Origin of the sequence: Nocardioides daedukensis, from assembly GCF_013408415.1 — a bacterium.
Lineage (GTDB): Bacteria > Actinomycetota > Actinomycetes > Propionibacteriales > Nocardioidaceae > Nocardioides > Nocardioides daedukensis.
The window spans coordinates 980,028-1,006,508 of record NZ_JACCAA010000001.1 but is presented as its reverse complement, the minus strand read 5'-3'; the positions used below and the strand labels follow the sequence as shown (position 1 = coordinate 1,006,508).

Annotated in this window: 27 protein-coding genes and 1 riboswitch; of the genes, 16 read left to right on the top strand and 11 right to left on the bottom strand. The window is 66.7% G+C overall.

Annotation, left to right across the window (positions count from 1 at the left end):
- Window positions 1-70: 70 nt before the first annotated feature.
- Complete coding sequence (gene erpA, locus BJ980_RS04915) at window positions 71-433, top strand: iron-sulfur cluster insertion protein ErpA (protein ID WP_179501259.1); 363 nt, start codon at window positions 71-73, stop codon at window positions 431-433.
- 190 nt (window positions 434-623) lie between these two features.
- Here the strand turns inward: erpA and BJ980_RS04910 are convergent, their stop codons facing one another.
- Window positions 624-839 carry a hypothetical protein gene (locus BJ980_RS04910; protein WP_179501258.1) on the bottom strand — a complete coding sequence of 72 codons (216 nt, stop codon included), beginning with the start codon at window positions 837-839 and terminating at the stop codon, window positions 624-626.
- A gap of 64 nt (window positions 840-903) precedes the next feature.
- Here BJ980_RS04910 and BJ980_RS04905 point away from each other — a divergent pair, with 64 nt between their 5' ends.
- On the top strand, window positions 904-1,890 hold the full coding sequence (locus tag BJ980_RS04905) for a carbohydrate kinase family protein (RefSeq protein ID WP_179501257.1): 987 nt from the start codon (window positions 904-906) through the stop codon (window positions 1,888-1,890).
- A gap of 166 nt (window positions 1,891-2,056) precedes the next feature.
- Here BJ980_RS04905 and BJ980_RS04900 read toward each other — a convergent pair whose 3' ends face one another.
- On the bottom strand, window positions 2,057-2,299 hold the full coding sequence (locus BJ980_RS04900; protein WP_343047696.1) for a sulfurtransferase TusA family protein: 243 nt from the start codon (window positions 2,297-2,299) through the stop codon (window positions 2,057-2,059).
- Entirely contained in the window at window positions 2,296-3,408 is a 1,113-nt protein-coding gene (locus BJ980_RS04895) for a cysteine desulfurase family protein (protein ID WP_343047695.1), read from the bottom strand. Before BJ980_RS04895 ends, BJ980_RS04900 begins: the two co-directional genes overlap by 4 nt.
- Before the next feature lie 133 nt (window positions 3,409-3,541).
- On the opposite strand from BJ980_RS04895, the gene ctaC reads away from it, so the two are divergent.
- The 5 genes from ctaC (at window position 3,542) to BJ980_RS04870 (ending at window position 9,049) form a co-directional block, all read left to right on the top strand.
- Window positions 3,542-4,426, top strand: a complete 885-nt coding sequence (gene ctaC, locus BJ980_RS04890) for an aa3-type cytochrome oxidase subunit II (protein ID WP_179501255.1) — start codon at window positions 3,542-3,544, stop codon at window positions 4,424-4,426.
- Window positions 4,423-6,177 carry an aa3-type cytochrome oxidase subunit I gene (ctaD, locus tag BJ980_RS04885; protein ID WP_425490285.1) on the top strand — a complete coding sequence of 585 codons (1,755 nt, stop codon included), beginning with the start codon at window positions 4,423-4,425 and terminating at the stop codon, window positions 6,175-6,177. The genes ctaC and ctaD overlap by 4 nt, the downstream gene beginning before the upstream one ends.
- Window positions 6,177-6,596, top strand: a complete 420-nt coding sequence (locus tag BJ980_RS04880; protein WP_179501254.1) for a cytochrome c oxidase subunit 4 — start codon at window positions 6,177-6,179, stop codon at window positions 6,594-6,596. The genes ctaD and BJ980_RS04880 overlap by 1 nt, the downstream gene beginning before the upstream one ends.
- Before the next feature lie 120 nt (window positions 6,597-6,716).
- Window positions 6,717-7,928, top strand: a complete 1,212-nt coding sequence (locus tag BJ980_RS04875) for a L,D-transpeptidase (protein ID WP_246279924.1) — start codon at window positions 6,717-6,719, stop codon at window positions 7,926-7,928.
- 173 nt (window positions 7,929-8,101) lie between these two features.
- Window positions 8,102-9,049, top strand: coding sequence for a type IV toxin-antitoxin system AbiEi family antitoxin domain-containing protein (locus BJ980_RS04870; protein WP_343047694.1), 948 nt, complete (start codon window positions 8,102-8,104; stop codon window positions 9,047-9,049).
- Window positions 9,050-9,155: 106 nt separating this feature from the next.
- On the opposite strand, the gene BJ980_RS04865 is transcribed toward BJ980_RS04870, so the two are convergent.
- The 5 genes from BJ980_RS04865 to ctaE all read right to left on the bottom strand — a co-directional run bounded on the left by BJ980_RS04865 (window position 9,156) and on the right by ctaE (window position 14,685).
- Window positions 9,156-10,193, bottom strand: a complete 1,038-nt coding sequence (locus tag BJ980_RS04865; RefSeq protein WP_179501252.1) for an LLM class flavin-dependent oxidoreductase — start codon at window positions 10,191-10,193, stop codon at window positions 9,156-9,158.
- Window positions 10,194-10,321: 128 nt separating this feature from the next.
- Window positions 10,322-12,070, bottom strand: a complete 1,749-nt coding sequence (gene qcrB / locus BJ980_RS04860; RefSeq protein WP_179501251.1) for a cytochrome bc1 complex cytochrome b subunit — start codon at window positions 12,068-12,070, stop codon at window positions 10,322-10,324.
- Window positions 12,067-13,149: a cytochrome bc1 complex Rieske iron-sulfur subunit gene (gene qcrA / locus BJ980_RS04855; RefSeq protein ID WP_179501250.1), complete on the bottom strand. Its 1,083-nt coding sequence runs from the start codon at window positions 13,147-13,149 to the stop codon at window positions 12,067-12,069. The genes qcrB and qcrA overlap by 4 nt, the downstream gene beginning before the upstream one ends.
- The gene (gene qcrC / locus BJ980_RS04850) at window positions 13,146-14,012 is read right to left on the bottom strand and encodes a cytochrome bc1 complex diheme cytochrome c subunit (protein ID WP_343047693.1); all 867 of its coding nucleotides are present in this window, start codon (window positions 14,010-14,012) and stop codon (window positions 13,146-13,148) included. The genes qcrA and qcrC overlap by 4 nt, the downstream gene beginning before the upstream one ends.
- A gap of 25 nt (window positions 14,013-14,037) precedes the next feature.
- Window positions 14,038-14,685: an aa3-type cytochrome oxidase subunit III gene (gene ctaE, locus BJ980_RS04845; RefSeq protein ID WP_179501249.1), complete on the bottom strand. Its 648-nt coding sequence runs from the start codon at window positions 14,683-14,685 to the stop codon at window positions 14,038-14,040.
- A 95-nt stretch (window positions 14,686-14,780) separates the two neighbouring features.
- On the opposite strand from ctaE, the gene BJ980_RS04840 reads away from it, so the two are divergent.
- Genes BJ980_RS04840 through trpD form a run of 3 tightly spaced genes read left to right on the top strand, consistent with a single transcriptional unit; the run spans window position 14,781 to window position 17,153 of the window.
- A complete protein-coding gene (locus BJ980_RS04840) occupies window positions 14,781-15,707 on the top strand; it encodes a cytochrome c oxidase assembly protein (RefSeq protein WP_343047692.1) in 927 nt (308 codons plus the stop codon).
- Between the two features lie 10 nt (window positions 15,708-15,717).
- On the top strand, window positions 15,718-16,122 hold the full coding sequence (locus BJ980_RS04835) for an Rv3143 family two-component system response regulator (RefSeq protein ID WP_179501247.1): 405 nt from the start codon (window positions 15,718-15,720) through the stop codon (window positions 16,120-16,122).
- A complete protein-coding gene (trpD, locus tag BJ980_RS04830; RefSeq protein WP_179501246.1) occupies window positions 16,119-17,153 on the top strand; it encodes an anthranilate phosphoribosyltransferase in 1,035 nt (344 codons plus the stop codon). The genes BJ980_RS04835 and trpD overlap by 4 nt, the downstream gene beginning before the upstream one ends.
- A 2-nt stretch (window positions 17,154-17,155) precedes the next feature.
- Here the strand turns inward: trpD and BJ980_RS04825 are convergent, their stop codons facing one another.
- The 3 genes from BJ980_RS04825 to BJ980_RS04815 form a co-directional block, all read right to left on the bottom strand.
- Window positions 17,156-18,532 (bottom strand): hypothetical protein, encoded by a 1,377-nt coding sequence (locus tag BJ980_RS04825; protein ID WP_179501245.1) that lies wholly within the window; start codon window positions 18,530-18,532, stop codon window positions 17,156-17,158.
- Between the two features lie 142 nt (window positions 18,533-18,674).
- Window positions 18,675-18,953, bottom strand: a complete 279-nt coding sequence (locus tag BJ980_RS04820; RefSeq protein ID WP_179501244.1) for an Lrp/AsnC ligand binding domain-containing protein — start codon at window positions 18,951-18,953, stop codon at window positions 18,675-18,677.
- Between the two features lie 30 nt (window positions 18,954-18,983).
- Window positions 18,984-20,780: a DEDD exonuclease domain-containing protein gene (locus BJ980_RS04815; RefSeq protein ID WP_179501243.1), complete on the bottom strand. Its 1,797-nt coding sequence runs from the start codon at window positions 20,778-20,780 to the stop codon at window positions 18,984-18,986.
- Between the two features lie 92 nt (window positions 20,781-20,872).
- Between BJ980_RS04815 and BJ980_RS04810 the strand changes: the two genes are divergently transcribed.
- From BJ980_RS04810 to BJ980_RS04785, 6 genes are all read left to right on the top strand, one after another.
- Window positions 20,873-21,133, top strand: a complete 261-nt coding sequence (locus tag BJ980_RS04810; protein ID WP_179501242.1) for a hypothetical protein — start codon at window positions 20,873-20,875, stop codon at window positions 21,131-21,133.
- Between the two features lie 5 nt (window positions 21,134-21,138).
- Window positions 21,139-22,437 (top strand): NYN domain-containing protein, encoded by a 1,299-nt coding sequence (locus BJ980_RS04805; RefSeq protein ID WP_179501241.1) that lies wholly within the window; start codon window positions 21,139-21,141, stop codon window positions 22,435-22,437.
- A gap of 40 nt (window positions 22,438-22,477) precedes the next feature.
- Complete coding sequence (locus BJ980_RS04800; protein WP_179501240.1) at window positions 22,478-22,684, top strand: hypothetical protein; 207 nt, start codon at window positions 22,478-22,480, stop codon at window positions 22,682-22,684.
- 137 nt (window positions 22,685-22,821) lie between these two features.
- Window positions 22,822-22,987, top strand: a riboswitch (cyclic di-AMP (ydaO/yuaA leader).
- Between the two features lie 13 nt (window positions 22,988-23,000).
- The gene (locus BJ980_RS04795) at window positions 23,001-24,023 is read left to right on the top strand and encodes a C40 family peptidase (protein ID WP_179501239.1); all 1,023 of its coding nucleotides are present in this window, start codon (window positions 23,001-23,003) and stop codon (window positions 24,021-24,023) included.
- A 74-nt stretch (window positions 24,024-24,097) separates the two neighbouring features.
- Window positions 24,098-25,258 carry a hypothetical protein gene (locus BJ980_RS04790; protein ID WP_179501238.1) on the top strand — a complete coding sequence of 387 codons (1,161 nt, stop codon included), beginning with the start codon at window positions 24,098-24,100 and terminating at the stop codon, window positions 25,256-25,258.
- A 294-nt stretch (window positions 25,259-25,552) separates the two neighbouring features.
- A complete protein-coding gene (locus tag BJ980_RS04785; protein WP_343047691.1) occupies window positions 25,553-26,479 on the top strand; it encodes a M48 family metallopeptidase in 927 nt (308 codons plus the stop codon).
- Window positions 26,480-26,481: the final 2 nt, after the last annotated feature.

Below are 26,481 nucleotides of genomic sequence, written 5' to 3'. Positions count from 1 at the left end.
GGGTTCGGGAATAACCGTAGGTGTGCGACCATTGATCGAAGTACCACGCCAATACTTTTTGGGAGCAGAGATGACTGAGCAGCTCGACACGGCCACAGAGAACCGCACCGACCAGATCAACCTGAGCTCGGTGGCTGCGGCCAAGGTCAACAGCCTCCTCGAGCAGGAGGGTCGCAGCGACCTCGCCCTGCGGATCTCGGTCCAGCCCGGTGGCTGCTCCGGTCTGCGCTACCAGCTCTTCTTCGACGAGCGCACCCTGGACGGCGACGTCGTCACGGACTTTGACGGCGTCAGCGTCGTCGTCGACCGGATGAGCGTCCCCTACCTCAACGGCGCCGTGATCGACTTCGTGGACACCATCGAGAAGCAGGGCTTCACGATCGACAACCCGAACGCGACCGGCTCGTGCGCGTGCGGCGACTCCTTCCACTGAGTCCCCGCCGCTGAGCCTTCAGCGCCGCTGAATCTTCAGCCACACAGACGAAGCCCCCACCGAGAAGGTGGGGGCTTCGTCGTCTCTGCCGGCGCGCTCAGGGAGAGGAGCTCGAGGGGAGGGATGAGGCCCGCAGAGCGGGCCACGCCGGCAAGCTGGGGCCACGCCCGACGCGAAGTCGGGCGTGGAGTCAGTTGAGGTGCAGGTGCAGCGCGCCGGCGAAGCTCGCCGTCGCGGTGGGCACGTCCCATCGGGTTGCCGGGTGCTCGGCACGCGGGGTCACGGGGGAGGGGCGTCGAGTCTGCGGGATGTGCAGGTGCTCGCCCACGGCGTGGCAGTCGATCGCCATCTCCCGAGGCGTTGCAGGGTCGTCGTAGGGGAGTCGGACGCTCGCGATCTGGCTCATGAAATCGACGCTATTCGTTACTTCGGGGTAGACCAACGGGTACCGACCGGTAGTGTTCGGCAACATGTCACTGCTGATTGCGGGCTCCATCGCCACAGACCACCTGATGACCTTCCCGGGCAAGTTCTCCGACTCCCTGGTCGTCGACCAGCTGGACAAGTTGAGCGTCTCGTTCCTGGTCGAAGACCTCGAGGTACGCCGCGGAGGTTGCGCCGCCAACATCTGCTTCGGGCTCGGCAACCTGGGGCTCTCCCCGGTCCTCGTCGGAGCAGTGGGCGAGGACTTCGCCGACTACCGCTCCTGGCTGGAGCGCCACAACGTCGACTGCGACTCGGTGCACGTCTCCGAGACCAGGCACACGGCGCGCTTCGTGTGCACCAACGACGCCGCGCACGCCCAGATCGCGTCGTTCTATGCCGGCGCGATGAGCGAGTCGCGCGAGATCGAGCTCAAGCCGATCGTGGACCGCGTCGGCGAGCCCGACTACGTGCTGGTGGGCCCGGACGACCCGGAGGGCATGCTGCGCCACACCGACGAGTGCCGCAAGCGTGGCTACCGCTTCGTCGCCGACCCGTCCCAGCAGCTCGCCTTCGGTGAGGGACCGCTGATCCGTCAGCTCATCGACGGCGCGCACATCCTGTTCTCCAACGAGTACGAAGCCACGCTGATCACCCAGAAGACCGGGTGGACGCGTGAGGACGTGCTCGACCGAGTGGGCACCTGGGTCGTCACGCTCGGAGCAGATGGCGTGCGCATCGACCGCAAGGGCGAGGAGTCCATCGTGGTCGAGGCGGTTCCCGAGATCGAGAAGGTCGAGCCCACCGGAGTCGGTGACGCCTTCCGTGCAGGCTTCCTGGCGGCGCTCACCTGGGACCTGGACATGGAGCGCGCCGCCCAGCTGGGGTGCCTGCTCGCCGTCCATGTCGTGGAGCAGGTCGGCACCCAGGAATACACGCTGTCCCGGGCCGACTTCCTCAAGCGACTCGAGGACACCTACGGCGCTCAGGCGGTCAAGGACATCGAGCCGAACCTCAAGACGATTCGCTCCTGACGCCTCCGGCGGCGCTCAACTGGACGTGCGGAGCAGCACGCAACACTGGCCGGGGCTCGGTTCGAGGCATGCAACAGCCGTCGATCCGAGCCCGTCGGCGACGCTCTGCACGAAGGCGTGGTTGAGCGTGCAGACCAGCTCGGTGTGATCCTTGGCGCCGATGCGCTCAGCTGAGGCGACGCACCAGGAAGACCGGAACTCCGTCCGGGGCACTCGCCTCCCCGGCGTACTCCTGCTCGCGCATGCGGCACCAGGCAGGTACGTCGACCCGCGCGGCGACGTCGGTCGCGGCGACGCCGATCAGCTCACCGACCCCGACGTCGCCCAGGTGCCTGGCGAGCTCGATGATCGGCGCGGGGCAGCGCATCTCCCTGCAGTCGAGCTCGAACCAGGACTCCTCGGTGCTCACAGTCCGGCCTCCTCGCGCAGACGACGTACGACGTCGGGCAGCTCGGCCAGGAACGCCCGCACGTCCTCGGCACTCGCATCGTGGGTGAGTGAGAGGCGCACGTTGCCGTGCGTGAGCACGCCCATGGCAGCCAGGACGTGGCTGGGCTCCAGGGTGGAGGCGGTGCACGCCGAGCCGGAGGCGATCGCGAAGCCCCGGCGGTTGAGCTCCGAGACCAGCGCCTCACCGTCGACGTACAGGCACGAGAACGTGACCAGGTGGGGGAGTCGCCGCTCGGCGTCGCCCACCACCTCGACGTCGGGCACGGTCCGGGCGACCTCGTTGCGGATCTCCTCGATCAGGCCATGCTGGCGCGCGGCCAGCTCGTCGCGCTCGGCACTCACTGCCTGGAGGGCGGCTGCGGCGGCCAGCGCCGCCGGCACGTTCTCGAAGCCGGTGCCGCGCTCGTCCACCCGGTCATCGCCCGGGAAGGGGTTGCGCCAGCGAGCGCCCTTGCGCAGCAGCAGTGCCCCGACCCCGGCCGGGCCGCCCCACTTGTGTGCCGAGACCGCGGCAGCGGACCATCCCTGGGGAAGGTCGATGCGGCCCGCCGCGGCACAGGCATCCATGAACAGCGGTACGTCGCCCGGTGCGGCCATCTCGGCGACCGGCTGGAGCGTGCCCACCTCGTGGTTGGCGGCCTGGAGTGCGATCGCGGCCAGCTCGCGGTCCGGGAGGTCGACCGTGACCCGTCCGGTGATGTCGACGGGGAGCTCGACCACCTCGCCGCCGCGTGCCGCGTGCCAGTTGCCGGCATGGACGACCGAGGAGTGCTCGACAGCCGAGCGGGCCAGGACGTTCGACGTGCGCGCACGACCCGCCAGGAGGCCGAGCACGCCGAGGTGCACGGCGTGGGTCCCGCTGGGGGTGAAGGTCACCTCGTCGGCACGGACGCCCAGGCAGGAGGCGAAGACCTCTCGTGCGTTCTCCAGCATCAGCCGCGCGTTGCGGGCCGGGTCGTGGAGGCGGCGGGGGTCGGCGTACCCGTGCTCGAGCGCGGCCAACAGCGTCTCCCGGGCAGCGGGGTGCAACGGCTCCGAGGAGGCGGCATCGAAATAGCGAGGTTTCACCGAATCACCCACAGGGACTCGGATCCGAGGTTTTTGTCACACCGGGAACTTACCTGCCGACCTCGCGCACAAAGTCGGATCGGGGTCCGCTAGTGTTCGACCTATCCGTTAAGTCTTAGAGAGAGGCTCGTTCGTGGGTCTGCAACTCCCCAAGAGCGCCCAGCGGGTCGCGTTGGGCACGACGCTGGGTGCCAGCCTTCTGCTGCTGGGTTCCTGTTCCGCCGAGGACAAGGCCCAGGCCGAGCGTTGGGCCATGCCAGCCACCTCGCCCGCCACTGAGCAGGCCGTCTACATCGCGGACCTGTGGAAGTGGTCCTGGGTCGCGCTCCTGATCACCGGGGTCATCGTGTGGGGGCTGATCTTCTACGTCGCGTGGCGCTACCGCCGCCGCAACGAGGACGAGATCCCCGTGCAGACCCGTTACAACCTGCCCCTCGAGGTCTTCTACACGATCGCGCCGATCATGATGGTGCTCGTGTTCTTCTTCCACACCGTGGAAACGCAGAACAAGATCCTCGAGCACGACCCCAACCCCGACCACACCGTCGAGGTCGTCGGTCAGCAGTGGTCGTGGACGTTCAACTACCCCGACGAGGACGCGGCGACAGCCAGCAACGTCTTCACCGGCGGCACCGCGTCCAAGATCCCGACGCTGGTCCTCGAGGTCGACAAGACCACCGAGTTCAAGCTCACCTCGCCCGACGTCATCCACTCCTTCTGGATTCCCGCGTTCCTGATGAAGATGGATGTCATCCCCGGCCAGGTCGGCGACGAGCGCAACTCCTTCCAGGTGACGCCCACCAAGACCGGCACGTTCAAGGGCAAGTGCGCCGAGCTCTGCGGCACCTACCACTCGCGCATGCTGTTCGACGTCAAGGTGGTCACCGCGGACGAGTTCGCCGCCTACATCAAGCAACTCGAGGCTGACGGCTTCACCTCGGAGGAGCCGCTCCTCGGTGGCGCACACGCATACACCCAGGCCCGTTCGGGCGCAGCACCCCACGGAGGCGAAGAGTGACCGCCACGGCAGCACAGCCGGCCACCATCGAGTCGACGGACCGCAAGCCGCTCGGCACCCTGGTCGTCCGGATGCTCACCACAACCGATCACAAGCTGATCGGCAAGATGTATCTCGTGACGTCGTTCGCCTGGTTCATGATCGGCGGCCTGATGGCCATGCTGATCCGCTCGGAGCTCGCGTTCCCGGGCAACCAGGTGGTTTCGGACGAGACCTACAACCAGCTCTTCACGATGCACGGCACGATCATGCTGCTGCTCTTCGCGACGCCACTGTTCTTCGGTTTCGCCAACGTGATCATGCCGATCCAGATCGGCTCGCCCGATGTGGCGTTCCCGCGTCTCAACATGTTCAGCTACTGGCTGTTCCTGTGGGGCGGACTGATCGCTGCGGCCGGCTTCCTCACCCCCTCGGGTGCGGCCTCCTTCGGGTGGTTCGCCTATGCGCCACTGTCGAACTCGCTGCGCTCGCCCGGGATCGGCGGTGACCTGTGGATCATGGGTCTGTGGATGGCCGGTATCGGCACCATCCTGGGTGCGGTCAACTTCATCACCACGATCATCTGCATGCGCGCACCGGGCATGACCATGTTCCGGATGCCGATCTTCGTCTGGAACGTGCTGATCACCAGCCTGCTGGTGCTGATGGCCTTCCCGATCCTCGGTGGCGCGCTGCTCTCGCTCGAGGCCGACCGGCTGGTGGGGGCACACATCTTCGATGCCGAACACGGCGGCGCCGTGCTGTGGCAACACCTGTTCTGGTTCTTCGGACACCCTGAGGTCTACATCATCGCGCTGCCGTTCTTCGGCATCGTCACCGAGATCCTTCCGGTGTTCAGCCGCAAGCCGATCTTCGGTTACGTCGGCCTGGTCGGTGCGACGCTCGGCATCGCGATCCTGTCGGTTGCGGTGTGGGCCCACCACATGTTCGTCACCGGCGAGGTCAACCTGGCCTTCTTCTCCGGCATGACGTTCTTGATCGCGGTGCCCACAGGAGTGAAGTTCTTCAACTGGATCGGGACGATGTGGGGCGGGTCCCTCTCGTTCGACACCCCGATGCTGTGGACGATCGGCTTCCTCACCACCTTCCTGTTCGGTGGCCTCACCGGTGTCATCCTGGCCTCGCCCCCGCTGGACTTCCACGTCTCCGACTCCTACTTCGTGGTGGCGCACTTCCACTACGTGGTCTTCGGAACCGTCGTGTTCGCGATGTTCGCCGGGTTCTACTTCTGGTGGCCCAAGATGACGGGCAAGATGCTCGACGAGCGCCTGGGCAAGCTGCACTTCTGGCTGCTCTTCGTCGGCTTCCACCTGACCTTCCTGGTGCAGCACTGGCTGGGTGTCGAAGGCATGCCGCGACGCTATGTCGACTACCTGCCCGACGACGGCTTCACCGTCCTCAACCAGGTCTCGACGGTGGGCGCCTTCTTGCTCGGCGCCTCGACGCTGCCCTTCCTCTACAACGTCTACATCACGTCCAAGAAGCCGATGGTCGGCGTTGACGACCCGTGGGGCTGGGGTCGCTCGCTCGAGTGGGCCACCAGCTCGCCGCCGCCGCGACACAACTTCGTGTCGATCCCGCGGATCCGCTCGGAGTCGCCGGCTTTCGACCTGCACCACCCGGAGATCGCTGCCCTCGAGCTCGAGGACAACGAGGGGGAGCAGCAGACGATCGCCGACGCTCCTGATGTGGACGGGCGCCAGGCCATGCTCAACGAGCGCACCGACTCGAACCCGGAGGAGAACGCCTGATGAAGGCTGAAACTCGAATCTTCGTCATCTGTTCGATCTTTTTCGTCCTGGTGGCGCCGGCCTACTGGTTCATCACCGATGCGACCAACGACAAGGGTCCGGACTGGACCGGCACCACCGCGCTGGTCATGGCCGCGCTGCTGGTCCTGATGATCTCGCTCTACCTCGGTTTCCACGCCTCGCAGATGGAGGACCGTCCCGAGGACCGCAAGGACGGCGAGATCGCTGAGGGTGCCGGCGAGTTGGGCTTCTTCCCGCCGTACTCCTGGTGGCCGTTGTGGTGCAGCCTGACCTTCGCGATGTGCACCTTCGCGATCGCCCTGGGCGCGTGGTGGCTGCTGATCATCGGTGGAACCCTCGGCCTGATGACCACCGCAGGCTGGATCTTCGAGTACTACCGCGGAGAGTTCGCGCACTGATCGAATGATGATCCCCGCCCGCGAGGTGACCACGTCACCACGCAGGCGGGGATCTGTCTTTCCCGTGCAGGTAACCTGTTGGTGCAGAACTTGTTGTATACAGCCACGGGGAGTCCGAGAATGACCGCACGACCGTCCAGTTCCAGAGCGACGCGAGTCCTCGGCGGCGTGGTCGCCGTGACCCTGCTGATGCTGGGGCTCGGTTCCTGCAGTGACTCCTCCGACTCGGAGTCGGCTCCCGACAGGGTCACGGTCGAGGAGACCGAAGCAGCCGCTCCGGTAGAGGTCAGCAGCAACGTCTCGGGGGCACGGGCGGTCCCCGTCGACAAGCTCATCCGGGTGAAGGCCGCGGGCGGCACCTTGGCCAAGGTCGTCGTCCGGGGACCCGAGGGTCAGTCAGTGGCGGGCTCGCTGCGTGACGATGGGTCGACCTGGCGTGCCAGTGAGCGCCTCGAGCCGGGTACGACGTACACGATCCGCTCGGTCACGAAGAACTCTGACGGTGCCTCGGGGAAGCACTCCGCGACGTTTACCACCCAGGACCTCAGCCTGGATGAACAGACCTATGCCGCGGTGGCTCCGCTTGACGGTGAGACCGTGGGTGTCGGGATGCCGGTCGTGGTCAACTTCGACCTGCCGGTCCAGGACCGGGCTCGTTTCGAGAAGCACATGAAGGTGACCAGCGCGCCGGCCCAGAAGGGTTCGTGGCACTGGGTCAGCGACAACGAGGTGCACTACCGCCCCGCCGATTATTGGCAGGCCGGCACCGATGTCACGGTCGAGGTGGACATCAACGCACTGCCTGCCGGCAACGGGATCTATGGCCAGGAATCGCGCAAGATCTCCTTCCACGTGGGGGACTCGGTGATCAGCAAGGTCAACGCGCAGACCCACCAGATGAAGACGTACGTGAACGGCAAGCTGGTCAAGACGATGCCGATCACCACCGGCAAGCCCGGCTTCACGACGCGCAGCGGAGTGAAGGTGATCATGCAGAAGTTCCGGTCCAAGCGGATGAACTCGGAGACGGTCGGTATCCCGGCCGGGTCTGCAGAGGCCTATGACCTCGACAACGTCGAATATGCGATGCGGGTGACCTCGAGTGGCGAGTTCCTCCATGCCGCCCCGTGGTCGGTCGGCTCGCAGGGCCGGGCCAACGTCTCGCACGGCTGCACCGGCCTGAGCACGGCCAACGCGAAGTGGATCTACGACCTGTCCAAGCGTGGTGACGTCGTCGAATACACCGGCACCGATCGACCGATGACCCTGCACAACGGCTACGGGGACTGGAACGCGTCGTTCGCGGAATACGCCGAAGCCTCCGCCCTCTGACGCCGACCCGTCGTCAGTTCACATCCTGATCCTCGCTGACCCGTCGCCAGTTCACGCACTGACCCTCGCTGACCCGTCGTGAATGTGCACCCTGCAACGCTGATTCCACGCTCCCGTCCACAGGGCACTTCGGTTGTCGCGCAGGAACGGCGCGGTCCGCGCACCATGTGGGCATGAACGCTGACGCTGCACACTGCCGCCTGCGGATGGCACACCCTCTTGACCGACCGTTCACCCATGCGGAAGCGAGACAGTGGGGCATCACGTCCCGCGAGCTGTCTCATCTGGTCCGACGAGGTGAGTTGATCCAGCCGTTTCGTGGGGTGTACCACGCCGATCGTGTCGAGGACGACCTCGCGCTGAGGATCGGTTGCCTGTTGCTGGTCATGCCTGCCGACGCCGTGATCACGGACCGTACGGCCGCATGGCTGCACGGCGCCACGATGGTGCTCGCACCCGGTGCTCATCTCGACGTTCCGCGCGTGTCGCTCTACCGACAGCCGGGCTATCGGTTGCGGAACAAGCTGGTGAAGAGTGGCGAGCGTACTTTTGCCTCCCACGATCTGATGAGTGTGGGTGGCATCCGGGTGACCACACCGTTGCGTACAGCCTGTGATCTCGGGCGACTGCTGCATCGCGACCAGGCGTTCGCGGCGATGGATGCACTCATGCGCGTGGGTGGCTTCAGCAACCTTCGTCTGCAGATCGAGCTCGAGCGGTTCAAGGGGGCGCGCGGGGTTCGGCAGGCACGCTCGTTGGCGCCTCTGGCGGACCCGAGGGCGGAGTCACAACCGGAGAGCATCCTGCGGCTGAGATGGTTGGACCTGACGACGTTGCCGCGGCCAGTGCCGCAACTCGAGGTCGTACGCCGTGGGGGCAGGGGTAGCTTCTGGCTCGACCTGGCCGAACCCGATCTGCGGTATGCCGCGGAGTATGACGGCGTTCAGTGGCACGAGGACGAGAGGCAGAAGCAGAAGGACCGAGCACGACGCCGAGAGATCTGCGACGAGCATGGCTTCATCATCGATGTTCTTGGAGCCAGTGACCTGTTCGGGCCGCACGCGAATCCTTGGGGGATCTTGCAGGACGGGATCGCGCGGGCCGAGCGTCGCCGCCGCTGACCCGGCGCTCGTTCACACCCTCAGTCCGCCGTACGTCAATTGGCGACGGGTCAGCGAGGCACAGAGTGCGAATTGGCGACGGGTCAGCGAGGGGTGGAACGCGAATTCACGACGGGCCAGCGAGGAGGGCGCGGACCCGGGGGATCACCTCGGTGCCGTAGAGCCCGATCGAGTCCATCAGCTGCGTGTGCGGCATGGTCCCGTTGCTGTACTTCAGGTCGAAGCGTGACAGGGAGAGCTTCCGCACCGTGTCGGCGATCTTCGCAGCGACCGTCTCCGGAGAGCCGACGAAGACTGCGCCGTGATCGGCCTCGCCCTCGAACTGCTCACGGGTGACCGGCGGCCAGCCACGCTCGCGGCCGATGCGATCCCGGTTGGCCTTGAAGTGGGGGAACAGCTGCTCACGGGCCTCGGCATCGCTTTCAGCCACGTGGCCGGGGGAGTGCGCGCCGACCGGGAGCTCCGGGGCGCCGAACTCACCCAGCGCACGTCGATAGAGGTCGGCGTACGGCGCGAAGCGGGCGGGCTCTCCGCCGATGATGGCCAGCATCATCGGAATCCGGTGCCGCGCGGCGCGTACGACGGAGTCGGGGGAACCGCCCACGCCGACCCAGGTTGACAGCGAGCCGGACTCGGTCTTGGGATAGATGTGGGTCGGGTCCAGCGGCAGACGCGTGGTGCCCTGCCAGGAGACCGCGCCTTCGGAGCGCAGTGCAGCGAAGAGCTCCAGCTTCTCCTCGAAGAGCACCTCGTAGTCAGCGAGATCGAAGCCGAAGAGTGGGAAGGACTCGGTGAAGGAGCCACGGCCCAGAGTGACCTCGGCGCGACCGTCCGAGAGGGCGTCCAGGGTGGCGAAGCGCTCGTAGACGCGGACCGGGTCATCGGAGCTGAGCACGGTCACTGCGGTGCCCAGGATGATTCGCTCCGTGCGCGAGGCGGCGGCGGCCAGGACGATGTCAGGTGCGGAGACCGCGAAGTCGTCACGGTGGTGCTCACCGATCCCGAACGCGTCCACGCCAACCTGGTCGGCCAGCACGGCCTCGTCGAGAACGTTGCGCAGGACCTGAGCGTGGGGGAGTCGTTCACCCTGGTCGTCGACCGTGACGTCGCCGAAGGTGTCGAGTCCGAATTTCACTGTGCCCATCGTCGGAGCCCTTTCGCTTGAGTGATTGATCGCTAAACCAATCTGGGTGGTGCGTCATTCCCCGGGAACGGCGAAGGCCCCGCCGGTCCGATTCTCATCGGGACCAGCGGGGCCTTCAGCTGCGTCGATCAGTGATCGCCGCGCAGGTTCTCACCCTCGACTTCGTGACGGCCGTCGAACTGGTGACCGTCGGCCGAGTGGTCCAGGCCGGCTGCGTGCTCGTGGTCGAGATCGTGGGCGAGGTGGTGACGACCCTCTTCGATCTCTTCCGTGGTCGGCTTCTGGACGTTGTCGGCGTAGAAGGCCGTTGCGAGACGACCCTTGATCCCGTCGAGCTTGCCCTTGCCGCCGGCCACACCGTTGGCGTCCTCGCCCTCGCCTGCGGTGAAGACCTGGTCACGGTCACGTGCGGTGAGCGTGTAGGCCCGCTCCTCGTTGAGGGGCAGGTGACGCTCGCTGTAGCCACCATCTGCCGAGCGCATGATGATGCCCGACTCGTAACCGTGGGTCAGCATCTCGTTGTCGTGACGCTGGAGCGAGATGCACCAACGGCGGACGAAGATGAAGACCAGCGGCGGGATGATGAAGATGGCTGCCCGCATGAAGTACGTGATGTGGTTCAGGTTCATGTGGAACAGGACCGCGAGCACGTCGTTGCCGCCGGCTGCCCAGAGGAGGCCGTAGAGCGTCATCATGGCGACCAGGAAGGCCGTGCGTGCGGGGGCGTTGCGCGGGCGCTGGAGCAGGTGGTGCTCGCGCTTGTCCCCGGTCACCCAGGCCTCGAGGAAGGGCCAGGCCAGAACCATCGCTAGCAGGACGATCGGCATGACCTCACCGGGGATGAAGATGTTCCAGGAGATGGTGTGACCCCACAGGTGGGTCTCCCAGCCGGGCATGATCCGCAACATGCCTTCTGCGATGCCCATGTACCAGTCGGGCTGCGAACCAGCAGTCACCTTCGACGGGTCATAGGGGCCGTACTTCCACACCGGGTTGATGGTCAGCAGACCACCCATCAGCGCGCTGGCACCGAAGACGATGAAGAAGAAACCGCCAGCCTTGGCCATGTAGACCGGGAGCATCGGGAAGCCGACGACGTTCTCCTCGGTGCGTCCGGGGCCAGGCCACTGCGTGTGCTTGTGGTAGACGAGCAGCAGCATGTGGGCCGCGATGAGCGCCAGGATGAGGCCGGGGATGAGCAGGATGTGCGCCATGTAGAGACGGGGCACGATCACGTCACCGGGGAACTCGCCACCGAACATGAAGAAGGACATGTAGGAGCCGAGAACGGGCGTTGCCTTGACCATTCCGTCGGCGATCCGCAGACCGGTGCCGGAGAGCAGGTCATCGGGCAGTGAATAGCCCGCGAAGCCTTCGACAATGCCGAGCAGGATCAGCAGACCTCCGATGATCCAGTTGATCTCGCGAGGCTTGCGGAAGGCGCCGGTCAGGAAGACACGGGCCATGTGCACCAGCATCGAGGCGATGAAGAGCATGGCCGCCCAGTGGTGCATCTGACGCACCATCAGGCCGCCGCGGACGTCGAAGGAGATGTCCAGGGTGGAGGCGAAGGCCTCCGACATGTGCATGCCGCGCAGCTGGTCGTAGGAGCCCATGTACTGGACCTCGGCCATCGACGGCTTGAACCAGAAGGTCAGGAAGACGCCGGTGAGGAGGAGTACGACGAAGCTCCAGAGCGCGATCTCACCCAGCATGAACGACCAGTGGTCGGGGAAGATCTTGCGCAGGTTCTTCTTGGCTGCCGTGGCCAGGCCGAGTCGTTCGTCAGCCCAGCCGACAACCTTGCCACCCTTGCTGGCCTTCTTCGGCTGAGCCGCAGTCTTGCCATTGGTGGTGGCGACGGATTCGGTGCTCACTTCGAGTCACGCTCCCAGTAGCTCGGGCCGACAGGTTCAGTGAAGTCGCTCTGCGCGACGAGGTATCCGTCAACCACCTTCATCGGCAGCTGGGGAAGGGCGCGTGCTGCCGGACCGAACACGACCCGGCCGCTGTCGGCGAGGTCGAACGTCGACTGGTGGCACGGGCAGAGCAGGTGGTGCGTCTGCCGCTCGTTGAGCGCGATCGGGCAACCCACGTGGGTGCAGATCTTGGAGTAGGCCACGATGCCCTCGACGGCCCAGTTCTCGCGACCCTTGCCGTGCTTGAGGTCCTTGGGCTCCATGCGAAGCAGGATCACCGAGGCCTTGGACTTGGCAACCTGGAGCTCGGCACCCTCGAGATATTCCACGCCTTCGCGGTGGTCCTCCTCGTGGTGCAGCGGGACCAGGCCCTCGGGCTGGGCGTTGACGAGGTCGCCGACCTCGAGGTCGGAGGGACGGATCGGCGTGCCGATCACATCGCGCACGATGCGCGTGCCCTCCTTCCAGACGGTCTTCTCCAGCGTCTTGCCGGGCAGGGGACCGAGGTCGCGCAGGCCGACGATCAGGGGGAGGCCGACGAAGCCGAGCGCACCGAGCAGGGTGTTGCGGACCAGGGGGCGCCGAGCGATGCCCGACTCCTCGAGTCCGGCCTGCAGGGCGGCGAGGGTCTCCTCGCGGTCCTCCTCGGAGGAGGCAGCGGGGTGACGCAGCTCGGACATCTCGACGTCACTCATGAGCTTGCGGGCCCAGTGGATGACGCCGATGCCGATGAACATCAGGGCCAGACCGAGCGTGACGCCGAGAGCGACGTTGGATGCACCGAGTCCGATGAAGGTGTCGGTCGCCTTGCGGGTCCCGTCGTCCTCCAGCTTGCCGAGGTCGAGCGTGAAGTAGGCAACGCAGAAGAGCACTGCCATCAGCATCGAGGCCAGGAAGAATCCGGCCACCTGACGCTCCGCGCGGCGCTCGGCCTTCGGGTCGATGTCGGTCGGGCGGGGCACGTGTGCCGGCAGCCCTGGGTCACGGATCGGCTCGGCGGCCGCCACCGGGAGGTTGGGGTCGTTGTGCTCGCTCACGCCTTCTTTTCCTTCTTCTCGGAGCGCGTGGTGTGCGCGGCGATCCAGTAGGCAAACGCCACCAGTCCGCCGATGCCACCGATCCACGCGAACATGCCCTCACTGACCGGTCCGAGACCACCCAGGCCGAAACCGCCGTAGCCCGGGTTGTCCTCGAGGGAGTTCAGGTAGGCGATGATCGCGGCCTTGTCCTCGGGCGGGATGTTGCCGTCGGAGAAGTTGTCCATGTTACCCGGACCGACCTGCATGGCTTCGTAGATGTGCTTGTCGGAGGTGTTCTGCAGGCTGGGCGCGACCTGGCCCCACGGCATGGCGCCGCCGGAGCCCTCGAAGTTGTGGCAGGCGGAGCAGTTCGCGAGGAACAGCTGACCACCCTTGACGATCGCCTCCTGGCGCTCGTCACCCTCGAGGCCGAGCTCATAGTCGCTCTTGGCCGGGATCCGCGGGCCGGGGCCGAGCGAACCGACGTACTTCGACAGCGCGAGGATCTCGTCGTCGTCGTAGACCGGGTGCTTGGCCGGGCCCTGCTGGCCCGGGTTCTGCAGCGGCATGCGGCCGGTGCCGACGAAGAAGTCGACAGCGGCCTCGCCAACGCCGACCAGCGACGGACCGTACTGGCCGTCTGCGCTGGTGATGCCTTCACCGTTCTGTCCGTGACAGAAGGAGCAGCCGACCAGGAAGAGCTCACGGCCTTCTTGGATGAGCTCCTCGTCGGACTTGCTGGTTCCCTCGGCCTGGGCCGGGGAGAACATCGCATAGAGGCTTCCGGTGAACAGCAGCCCGAGCAGCAGGACCATCAGGCCTGCGAGGGGTCCGCGACGCAGGCGGGAAAGCCGGCCGGCGGAGCGATTCAGGAGACGCACGAAATCAGTCCTAGATCTCTCGGTGCTACTTGATCAGGTAAATGGTGGCGAACAGACCGATCCACACCACGTCGACGAAGTGCCAGTAGTAGGACACGACGATGGCGCTGACGGCCTGTTCGTGGGTGAACTTCTTGGCCAGGTAGGTGCGGCCGAGCACGAACAGGAAGGCGATCAGCCCGCCGGTCACGTGGATGCCGTGGAAGCCGGTCGTCAGGTAGAACGCCGAGCCGTAGGCATTGGCCGGGATGGTGAGGCCGTGGTGGATCAGCTCGGCGTACTCAAGGGCCTGTCCGCCGATGAAGACGGCTCCCATGATGTACGTGAGGATGAACCACTCGCGCAGTCCCCAACCCTTCACGTTAAAGACCGAGCCGGAGCGCCCAACCTGCCCGCGCTCGGCCGCGAACACACCGAGCTGGCAGGTCACCGAGGACAGCACCAGGATCGAGGTGTTCACCGAGGAGAACGGGATGTTGAGAAGCTCCGTCTGTGTCTCCCACAGATCCAGGCTCTGGGCCCGGATGGTGAAGTAGGCAGCAAAGAGCGCAGCAAAGAACATCAGCTCACTAGAGAGCCAGATGATCGTGCCCACGCTGACCATGCTGGGACGGTCATGATGCCCGTGTAGACGGGACGCCGGAATCGCAGTTGCAGTCGCCACGGACCTCATTATGGCGGTAACCGAACCGGAGGGCACCCCGACCCCCTGAAGTTGAGCGTCATAAAGTTCACACTGTGCTGTTTTCCGCCTCAATACCCGCCCTCGTGAGCGATCCCGACCTGCCGCGGTTCACTTTCGCAAGAGTGTTCACCGAGTGGGGCCTGGACCCGTTCCTGTTCATCGGAACGGTGTGGGTGACCGGTTTGTACCTGATCGGCGTCGTCGTCCTGCACAGGAGAGGGGACCGGTGGCCGATCGGGCGGACCCTGGCCTTCGTCGGCGCGGGCATGGGCGGCTTCGTCTTCGCGACCTCGTCGGGAATCTCGGCGTACGACACCACGCTGCTGAGCGTGCACATGGTGCAGCACATGATCCTGTCGATGTGGGTGCCGCTCTTCCTCGCCCTCGGTGCGCCGGTGACGCTGGCCCTGCGGACCCTGCCGGGCAGCACCAAGGCCGGGCCCCGTCGCTGGTTGCTCGCGGTGCTGCACTCGCGAGTGGTGAAGGTGCTCTCATTCCCGCTGCTCGCCTTCGCGCTCTATGTACTCTCGCCGTGGGCGCTCTACTTCACCGGTTGGTACGACGCCTCACTCGACTCGGTTTTCGTGCACGAGATGATGCACATCCACCTGGTGCTGGTCGGGTCGCTCTTCTTCTGGCCGCTGATGGGGATCGACCCGATCCCCGGCCGGGTCGGCTACCCGTTCCGGCTGCTCCTGGTCTTCCTGACCCTGCCGTTCCACGCCTTCCTCGGCGTGACGATCATGAGCCAGGACAACCTGATCGGCGAGAAGCATTATCTGCTGTTGCGCGAGGGGCCGATGGGGGACTGGTTGCCCTCGATCGCCGCGGAGCAGAATCTCGCCGGGGGGATCCTGTGGGCCTCGGGTGAGCTGGTCGGAGTGGTGTTCTTCGCGACCCTGTTCGTGCAGTGGGTCCGCTCCTCGATCAAGGAGGCAAAGCAGGTGGACCGGCGCCTGGACCGGCAGGAGTCGCGAGCCGCCGCGACGCGACGCCCGGCGGACGGCTAGCATCGGGCCCGTGACCAACACCACTCCGCTCCAGATCCTGGTCTACAGCGACGACGTGGACACCCGTCAGCAGGTGATCCTCGCGCTGGGCCGCCGCCCGCACCCGGAGCTGCCCGAGTTCGAGTACGTCGAGGTGGCCACCGAACCCGTCGTCATCCAGCACATGGACGCGGGCGGGATCTCGCTGGCGATCCTCGACGGAGAGGCCGTCCCGGCCGGCGGCATGGGCATCGCGAAGCAGCTCAAGGACGAGATCTATCAGTGCCCGCCGGTGCTGGTGCTGACCGGACGCCCGCAGGACGCGTGGTTGGCCACCTGGTCGCGCGCCGAGGCGGCGGTCTCCCACCCGATCGACCCGATCGAGCTCGCCACCTCCGTGGTGAATCTGTTGCGCTCCAAGGTGCCTTCGGCATGACGGCGCCGACCTGGCCCGACGTCCTCACCACGGTCGTCGGTCGCTCAGACCTGTCGGTCGAGCAGACCCGTTGGGCGATGGGTCAGATCCTCGCCGGCGAGGCGACCCCTGCCCAGGTGGCCGGCTTCGCTGTCGCGCTGCGTTCCAAGGGAGAGACGGTCGACGAGGTCGTCGGCCTGGTCGAGGCGATGTTCGAGAAGGCAGCGCCCCTGTCCATCCCGGGTCGCAGTCTCGACATCGTCGGCACTGGTGGCGACCGGTCCTTCTCGGTGAACATCTCCTCCATGTCCGCGATCGTTGCCGCGGGCGCCGGCGCGCAGGTCGTGAAGCACGGGGGTCGCTCCGCCTCCTCCAAGTCCGGCTCCGCGGATGTGCTCGAGGCGCTCGGCGTACGCCTGGACCTCGACCCTGCCGGGGTGGAGCGGGTGCTGGCTGCCGCTGGCATCACTTTCTGCTTCGCGCCGACCTTCCACTCGGCCCTGCGCCACGCCGCCGTGCCGCGCAAGGAGCTCGGGATCGCGACGTTCTTCAACCTGCTCGGACCGTTGGCCAACCCTGCCCGTCCGGCTGCCCAAGCCATCGGCTGCGCGGATGAGCGCCTCGCCCCGGTCCTGGCCGGGGTGTTCGCGAAGCGGGGTGTCGACGCGCTGGTCTTCCGCGGCGATGACGGGCTCGACGAGCTCACCACCACGACCACCTCCACGATCTGGGCAGTGCACGGTGGGCAGGTCGAGCGTTCCACGCTCGACCCGCGTGACTTCGGCCTGCCGCTCGCCACGGCCGAGGACCTGCGCGGTGGAGACACCCAGCACAACGCGGACGTCGTACGCCGCCTCCTCGACGGCGAGCAGGGCCCGGTCCGGGACGCGGTGGTGCTCAACACGGGCGCGGCCCTGGCCGTGTTCGATGGCGACCTCGATGACCTGCCGGCCAGCTTGGCGTCCGGCATCGAGCGGGCCAGGACGGCGATCGACTCCGGTGCTGCGAAGGCGACCCTGGAGAAGTGGGTCGCGGCCTGCGCGGCTGGCTGAGGTCAGTCCGAAGGCCGCAACACGGTCACGCCGTCTTCGGAGCGGACCACTGACCAGTCGTCACGCTGCTCAAGCGCATAGGCGAGCGGTGAGTCCGTTCGGAGGATGGCCAGGTCCGGCTCGATGGATTCCACGGCGTCGTCCCACTCCGGGTTGACCCGCACCAGGTCGATGTTCCGGTCGAGCTCTTCTGTGGTGTAGATGTCGCCATACCCGCTGAGGACGAAGTCGAGGTCCGGGTGCTCCCACATCAGGTAGCCGCCCCATTCCCAGTCGTTCAGCACGACGGCGCCGTCGGGCAGCGAGGTGAGCTCATCTTCTGACCAACTCGGCAGGTCGGGACCGACCTTCAGCGTGTGTGGTGTGACCAGGGCGAGCACGACCAATGTCACTACCCAGCCAGCCCAGGCCCAGCGCTTGTCGGCCGTCCTGGCCGACTCCTGCGCCGGAACGATTCGCATGATCGACGCTGCGGCGATCGGAGCCACCAAGGCGGCGGCCACGGGGACTGTCCGCATGGAGTAGAGGCACCAGGCGCCGGCAAGGAGCAGCAGCAACCCGTGCAGCCAACTCGTTTCGCCATGCCTGAACCAGATCAGCAGGACCAGGGCCAACAGTGCGGACAGGACGAGCGGTTGCAGGTCCGTGAAGTGCGTCGGTCCCCACTCGGCGAAGTATTCGCTGCGAGAACCGATCGTCGCGATCTCCCTCAACAACCCGGGACCGACCGGCGTCAGTAGTACGGACCCGGCGGAAGCGATCGGGACCACCAGCGCTCGAAGCTGTCCGGGCTCGCGGCGATCGAGGGCGATCCCGAGTGCAGCGACCACCCCGATGACCACTCCCACGGTCCACATTCCGTGCAGGCTCGACCACGCCCAGGTCAGCGGAATCAGCCACCAGCGGAGTCGGCCATCACGGGAGGTGGCCAGCCAGGCCGAGACCGTGACAGTGATCAGGATGTAGCTGAACACCTGGGGCCTGGCGGAGAGCCCCTGCGATGCTGCGATGAACGCGACGGCGGTGACGCACGTGGCGACCAGAGGTGTGGCCCAGCGCCGGCAGGCCAGGTAGAGGACCAACACGAAGGTGCACATTCCGAGACCGGAGAGCCACGCAACGGCCGCAGTGCCACCCCAGCTCTCCAACCAGGCCATAGTCATCTGTGCTGCCCACTGGGTGGGGACCCAGTCCCGGGTCCCGAACTCGGTCACGCTTCCCGGATCTCGGATGCTCCAACCCGCCTGGAACTCGGCACCGAAGCGCAGGTGGAAGAAGGTGTCGTCGTTGGTCAGCCGCAGTGCCGCAGAGCGGCCCGCAGCACCGAACAGGACCAGCAACGCGCACACCGGGAGCACGTTGCGGATGAGACGGGTCACCAAGTCAGGTCTCGGGCTTCCCGCTACGTCCTCCGGCACCCCGAAACGATCTCACGGTCGAGGTGTCCCTGGTTGTTAATCGACCTCAGAGGTCGAACGTGAAGCTTCCGGCGGTCCGTGGCCGCCGGCCAGTCGGTGAGCGTCAGTCCAGGCCGAGCGAGAACGCCGACTCCAGGTCGTGCTGGGAGTAGGCACGGAACGCGATGTGGGTCTCGGTGGAGACGACTCCGGGGACCTTGTTGAGCCGGTCCGCGACGACCGAGGCGATCGCGTCGTGGTCCTTGACCCGGATCATCGCGATCAGGTCGATCTGGCCGGTCACCGAGTAGACCTCGCTGACGCCCTCCAGGGCCGCGATTTCCTCGGCGACCTCGGGGATGCGGGCGACGTCGGCGTTCACGAAGACGATGGCTGTGATCACGGACACCACGGTAGCGGGTCGCGTGGCGGGTCAGCGGGCAGGCTGATGTACGGGGGAGATGCCCCGACGGTCGTCAAAGGGGGCCAGCTCCTTGCGGGACTCGTTGACGGCGTCGTGAATGGCCAGGTGACGACGGGCTCCACCGACCGGGCAGGTCCACTCGCCGTCGACGTCGACGAGCCGGATGCCATCGCTCTCGAGCCAGTTCAGCAGCTTCTCGCTCTCCTCTGCCGTGGCAGCGGGGATGGGTCCCGGTCCGGTGGCGACCGACTCCGAGGAGAGACGCAGTTGATCGACGAACGCGTGGGCGTCCATGCCGGGCGGGATCACGCCAGCGCCTGCCAGCCGCCCGTGACGGATCACGTGCACCGTCCATCGACCGTCGTCCTCGCGCCGCGCGGCCACGAGCTCTGCGCATCGGGAGAGGGCGGAGAGGCGCTGGGTCCGCGCGGCAGCTCGCAGGAACGTGGCCAGGCGGTCGCGGTGGATGCCGGCCTCTTCGAACCGTTCGTCCTTGGCCAGGCGTTCCATTCGTTCGGTGATCACGTCGACGACGTCGTCGGGGCTGCGCAGCAGCGTGTCTCGCAGTTGCCGCACCACCACGGCATAGGTGTCGGAGTCCACGCTGCCGTCGCAGGGGGCCAGGCATCGTCCCATCTCGGCGACCACGCAGGCAGAACGTGAGGGTTCTCGGGGCAGCCTGTCGGTGCACTGGCGGATCGGAAATGTCTCGTGCAGCGCCGCGAGGCACCGCTCGGCCGCGTTCTTCGACGCGAACGGACCCAGGTAGTCGGCGTCGTCATCGAGCACCTTGCGCACGAGCGACAGTCTCGGCCAGGGCTCCCGGGTCAGTTTGATGAAACGCACCTTCTCCGGAAACCGAGAGCGGCGGTTGTACCGAGGTTTGTGTTCGGCGATCAGCCGCAATTCCCGGACCTGGGCCTCAAGCGTGGTGGCGCACTCGATGCCGGTGACCACCTCGGCCAGACGCACCATCTCGCCCATCCGGGACCGCGTCTCCGATGCCGTGAAGTAGGAGCGGACCCGGGTGCGGAGGTCTCGCGACGTTCCGATGTAGAGGACGCGATCCTGTCGGTCCTTGAAGAGGTAGACACCCGGCGCGTGGGGGAGCCGCTCGGCCAGGTGGCGCTTCTTGCGCTGCGCGGTGGTGACCTTGGAGGAGAAGGTCTGCAACTCCTCGATCGTGTGGACACCGAGATTGCCCAGTCGTTCCATCAGTCCGTGCAGGACGTGGACGGTGGCCTGGGCATCGGCCAGGGCCCGGTGGTTCGGCGTCGTCGGACTGTTGAACAGAGCGGCCAGGGAGGACAGCTTGCAGTTGGGGGCATCGTCCCGCGTGATCACACGACGGGCGAGCTTGGCCGTGTCCAGCACCTCGAACGGCGGCCACGGACGCTCTTGCTGGGCGGCGAAGTGTCTGAGGAAACCGACGTCGAAGGGGGCATTGTGGGCGACCAGGACGCACCCCTCGGCGAACTCCAGGAACGCCGGCAGTGCCGAGTCGATCGAGGGAGCCTCGGCGACCATCGAGTTGGTGATGCCGGTAAGCACGGCGATGAATGCCGGGATCTGGTCGTGGGGATTGACCAAGGTCTGAAACTCGCCCAGCACCTCGCCGCCTCGAACTTTCACGGCACCGATCTCGGTGATCATCGACCCGCCCGCTGCCGACCCGCCGGTGGTCTCGAGGTCGACGACGCAAAAGGTGATGTCGCGCAGCGGCCGCCCGAGCTCGTCGAAACTGCGTTGCGCCTCCCACTGGGGAGGCCCACTCTGGATCGATCTGGGTTGGACCGCGCTGCTCATGTTCCAGACGCTAGACGTGGGCACCGACAAACCGGTTCAGCCGCGCCCCATAGGCTGGGGATGATCCATTCATCAACCTCGAAGGAGTCCCCGTGACCGCTCAGATCCCGAACACCACCAACCGTTGGCGGTGCGGTGGATGCGGAAACCTGACGCGCTTCGATGTCACGCGGACCCGCAAGACCGATGAGTACTGGCACTTCGACCTCTCCGGTGAGCCGGTCATCGAGTCCACCGACGTCAAGGCCGAGAGCGTCGAGACGGTCACCTGCCGCTGGTGTGGACGCGACGACGCGATCGAGCTGATCGACCGCAACGACGCAGCGGTGGCCGAGGACCCGGCCAAGGACTGAGCGAGATGACCGACGGCGTGCCGACTCCCGGGCCGATGCCCGAGGCAGTGCGGTCGCGCCTACTCAACCTGGCCTCACAGGCGTTGCCACAGATCGCCGATCTGCCGGCATCGGTGCGCAAGGTGGCGACGTTCGCGCCGGCACGCCGCGCCAAGCTTGGTGGCTCTCTGATCGCCTCCGCGCTCGAGACCGACGACGAGTTCCGCGTCCATGTGGCCAAGCAGGTCGGTCTCGAGATGCCGGCGCTGACCGAGGCGGTCGGCTCCGGCGTCGTGCCCCAGGCCGCCGATCCCGTGGACCTGGCCGTGCTGCTCTGGCTGAACCGTCCCGAGGGGTGGGTTGCCGAGTATGACGCCGTGGTGGCGCGTCTCGAGACCGTGGTCGGGCCGGTGGAGAACGAGAAGGTAGCGCGACTCGAGACCCGCCTTGCCCAGGCGGACCGGACGGCACGCGAGGCGAAGGCAGCGCACAAGGCGGCGGTCGAGGAGCTGAAGGCCGAGAACGCGGCGCTGCGCCGTAAGTTGGGGGAGGCGCGTGCATCGGTCCGGTCGGCCTCGACCGAGGCTGAGCAGACGGTGACTGACGCGGCAGCCCACCGGGCAAAGGCCGAGGCGGCCCGAACCACGGCAGAGGCCGAGGCTCGACGCCTGCGGACCCAGCTCGAGGAGGCGCAGTCCGCGCTGGCTGCTGTACGCCGTGAGACACGGAGCGATCGCGACGAGGCGACCCTGCGAGCTCGGCTCCTGCTGGACACGCTGCTCGACGCGGGCCAGGGCCTGCGCCGAGAACTGGCGCTCCCGACGCTCAGCGGCGCCCCCAGTGATCGGGTGGAGGCGGACATCGCCCGAGCCGGCACCCGCGACCCCTCGGGAACAAACGCGATGGGGCCGGCCAGTCCGGCCCTCCTGGAGCAGATGCTGTCGATGCCACGCGCTCGGCTGATCATCGACGGTTACAACGTGAGCAAGACCGCGTGGCCCGACTCCACCCTGGAGGCGCAGCGGATCAGGCTGCTCAACGGGCTCGGTCCGCTCGTGGCCCGTACCGGCGCAGAGACGACTGTGGTCTTCGACGCCGCCTCGCAGACGACTCGCGGGATCGCCAACGCTCCCCGGGGGGTGAAGGTCCTGTTCAGTCCCGAGGGCGTGATCGCCGATGACGTGATCCGAGATCTGGTCGACGCCGAGCCCCAGGGGCGGGTCGTGGTGGTGGTGAGCACCGACCAGGAGATCGTCAGCGACGTACGTCGTGCCGGCGCGCGGGCAATGTGGTCAGCGGCCCTGATCGGCCTGCTCGCCCGGTGATCGGAGGGCATTGTCAGTCCCTTCTGTCACAGTCCGTGCCATGACCCTGCGAATTGACTGTGACACCTGTGAAGTGCGCGGCCTGGCCTGCCACGACTGCGTCGTGACCGTCCTGCTGGGGCCGCCGCCCGAGCTCGCGTTCGATGATGACGAGTGCCGTGCGCTGGACGTGCTCGCCGAGTCCGGCCTGGTCCCACCCCTGCGGATGGTGACTCCGCTCGCCGGCCCGGAGGTCGAGTCCGCCTGATGTGACCTACGCCACGTGAACTTTCTCGACGTTGTCCACGACATGGGCCGCAAGGGTTTGCCGGTGGGTGCCGCCGCGACTAACCTGAGCCCTTGGTGCCCGTACCAGTTGGTCATACCGGACCGGCTCGGGCGCCGCGCCGAGTTTGCAGCCGTGGGCGGGGAAGTCTTTCGGTTGCGAAGCCGGGGAACCACACACCCCTGGGGTGAATCGCGTGCGAGGCGGAAATCCCGTGGAGCGCGTGTAGGGCTACTTTGGGCCCGAACCCGACAGCTCACCTGGTAGGCGTTGGACAAAGAGGGAGTACGTCCGCTCAATGCACCACGGACGGAAGCGCGCCGTTGCGGCGCTGGCCAGCACCACGGCCATCATTGCCATCAGCCTGATGCCCGCCGCTCCCAGCAGCGCGGATCCGGACGTTGAAACCGTCCGCAAGAACGTCGACAAGCTCTACCATCAGGCCGAGGTCGCCTCTGAGCGTCACAACGACGCCAAGCTGAAGCTCGATGACCTGAAGGCCGACCTCGACGCCCTGAAGGCGGACGAGAAGGCGCAGCAGAAGAAGGTGGAAGGTCTCACCGGAGCCGTTTCCGACTCCATCGCCGCTCAATATGAGGGCCAGAGCATCTCCACCACCGGCAAGCTGGTCCTCTCCCAGGATCCCGACGCGTTCCTCGAGGACCTGACGACGCTGTCGGCCTACAACGACGTGCAGTCGCAGAAGCTCGACAGCTACACCCGCGAGGTGCGGGCGCTGGAGATCCGTCGCGAGGCCACGCAGGAGCGTGCCGAGGAACTCGCCTCGACCAAGAAGGCTCTTGCCAAGGAGAAGGCCTCCGCCGACTCCAAGCTCGAGAAGGCCGAGCAGCTCCTGTCCAAGCTGACCGCCGCTGAGCGGGCTGAGGTCGCGGCAAGCGAGAACGAGGGCACCAGCAGCAACACCTCCACGTCGCGCACCAGCGCGCGCGTTCCCGCCACCGTGAAGGCCTCTGGTCGCGCGTCGGATGCGATCAACTACGCCATCGCACAGGTCGGCAAGGGCTATGTCCACGGCGGCACCGGCCCCAGCTCGTTCGACTGCTCCGGCCTGACCATGATGGCTTGGGCCCAGGCAGGCGTGAGCCTCCCGCACTCCTCGCAGGCACAGATGGGCTCCGGCACCCCGGTCTCCATCAGCCAGCTCCAGCCCGGAGACCTGGTCTTCTACTACAGCCCGGTCAGCCACGTCGGGATCTACATCGGAAACGGTCAGATCGTGCACGCGGCCAACCCGCGCACCGGCGTTGCCTACGCTCCGGTGTCCTCGATGCCGATCAGCGGCGCCGTCCGACCCGGCTGATCAAGCTGAACACAATCGCAAAGAAGACCGGCCGTCCACTCTGGTGGGCGGTCGGTCTTCTGCTTGCCGCCGTCGTGGCGGTCACGCTGGTCGTGGTGCTGTCCGGTGACGAGTCCGGCAAGGCTCCCGTTCTGCATTCGCCCAGCGCGCGCCAGGACCTGGCAGCAGCCGCGCTGTCCGATCTCGTCGAGGCGGTCGAGAGCGACGATCGAGACGCGCTGGAGGGGGTCAGCAGTCCTGACGTTGCCAGTCGCCTGGCGGACAACGCCGCTGATCTCGAGGTCACGGACTTCACGTTGCGCTATGTCGACGAGGACCGAGGGCTGTCCGCGTCGCTTCCCGAGGGACGGTGGGCCGCCGCCGTCGATGCGACGTGGCGCTTCGACGGCTTCGACCCGGCTCCGGCCCACGCCGAGATCACCGTCGTCTTCGACGCCGACGACGAGACCGCCCGGGTGGTCGCCTTCGGCGGGGGAGAACGGCGTACGCCGCTCTGGCTGCTCACTGACCTCGCGGTCGAGCGAACCGAGGACGCCTTGGTGCTGGTGGCTGCCGATTCCGTGGGCCGATATGCGAGCGAGGCACGAGAAGCCGTGGCCGTCTCTGGGCGGATGCTCCCCGAGGCCGAGCAGAAGCTCGTGGTGGAGGTCCCCGACTCGGCCGCGCGACTCGACGCGATGCTGGACGCGTCGCCGGGTGACTACGCCAACATCGCCGCGGTCACCACCACCGTTGACGGCTCGCTGTCGCCGAGCGCCCCGGTGCACGTCTTCGTGAACCCCCAGATGTGGGCGGGGCTCAAGCCGCAGGGAGCGCAGGTGGTGATGAGCCACGAGGCTGCCCACGTGGCGACGGGGGCAGCCGTGACCTCGGGGGTCCCGCTCTGGTTGCTCGAGGGCTTTGCCGATTATGTGGCGTTGCGGGACGTGGACGTCCCGGTCGCCACGTCGGCAGGACAGATCATCAAGAAGGTGCGCGCCGATGGTGCGCCCAAGGCCCTGCCCGGGAGGAACGAGTTCGACACGCGGACCACACACCTCGGAGCTGCGTACGAGTCCGCCTGGTTGGTGTGTCGGGTGCTCGCGAAGACCGGGTCGGAGGACGCCCTCGTTGCCCTCTATGACGATGTCTCGGCCGGCACGTCGCTCGCGGACGCGCTGAAGGATCACTTCGAACTGAGCGAGCGCGAGCTCGTCGATCTGTGGCGCACCGAGCTGGAGGACTTGGCGAGATGACGTTGCACCGCAAGGTCTGCTTGGCCATGGTGCTGTGCGGAGCCGTCGGGTTCGGCGCGCTCGCTCTGGCCCTCGTGCCGTGGAACCCAGCCTCCGGCGGATGGCCGGAGCCCGCCAGGGCGAGTGATGTCTTCACCGCGGAGCAGGTCAGCAGGGGAGAGGCCTACGCGAGATGGACCCGGATCCTGAGCTGGTCGGCCCTGCTGGTCTCGGTGGTGATCTCCTGCTGGCTCGGGTTCACCTCGCGCGGCGCCCGGCTTCTCGGGGGGGCGCACGTCGAAGTGGCCGCTCCAGGTGATCGGCCTCAGCGCGGTCATCCTGCTGATCGGTCAGGTCGCGACGTTGCCCTTCTCGTTGGCACTTCGTCAGCGGCGGGTGGACTACGGGCTGACCGAGCAGACCCTGGCCGACTGGAGTATCGATCTGGCCAAGAACTATCTACTGGGGCTCGCGGTCACCTCGATCGCGCTGCTGGTCCTGGTCGGATGTGCGCGACGCTGGCGAACCTGGTGGCCGGCGATCGCAGGCGGAGCCTGCGCCGGCCTCGTGCTCGCTGGGTCCTATGTCTATCCGGTGCTGGTCGAGCCGCTCTTCAATGACTTCTCATCGATGCCGGACGGTGACACTCGTTCGCAGATCCTGGCACTGGCCGACGATCAGGGCGTGGCGGTCGACGACGTGCTGATTGCCGACGCATCACGGCGTACGACGACGCTGAACGCCTATGTCTCCGGCTTCGGGGACACGCGCAGGGTCGTGGTCTATGACAACCTCATCGAGTCGCAGCCCGAGGACCAGGTCCTCTCGGTGGTCGCCCACGAGCTGGCGCACGCCAAGCACGACGACGTCCTGGTCGGCACCGGGCTCGGTGCATTCGCAACGTTGATCGGTGTCGGCCTGCTCGGGCTGATCGCCTCGAGTGCTCGGGTGCGGCGCAGGTCCGGGGTCGGGGGCCTGGATGATCCTAGGTCAGTCGCCCTGGTGCTCGGGCTGATGACGGTGGCCACCTTGTTGGCCAGCCCCGTGCAGAACACGATCAGTCGTCACGTCGAGCTCAGGGCCGACCTGGATGCGCTCCGGGTGTCGTCACCGGAGGCGATGGTGGACCTGCAACGAGACCTCTGCCTGCGAGCCGTCTGTGATCCGACGCCGCCGGCATGGTCGCAGTTCTGGTTCGGGAGCCATCCGACCGTGTTGGAGCGCGTCACGATCGCCGGCTAGTT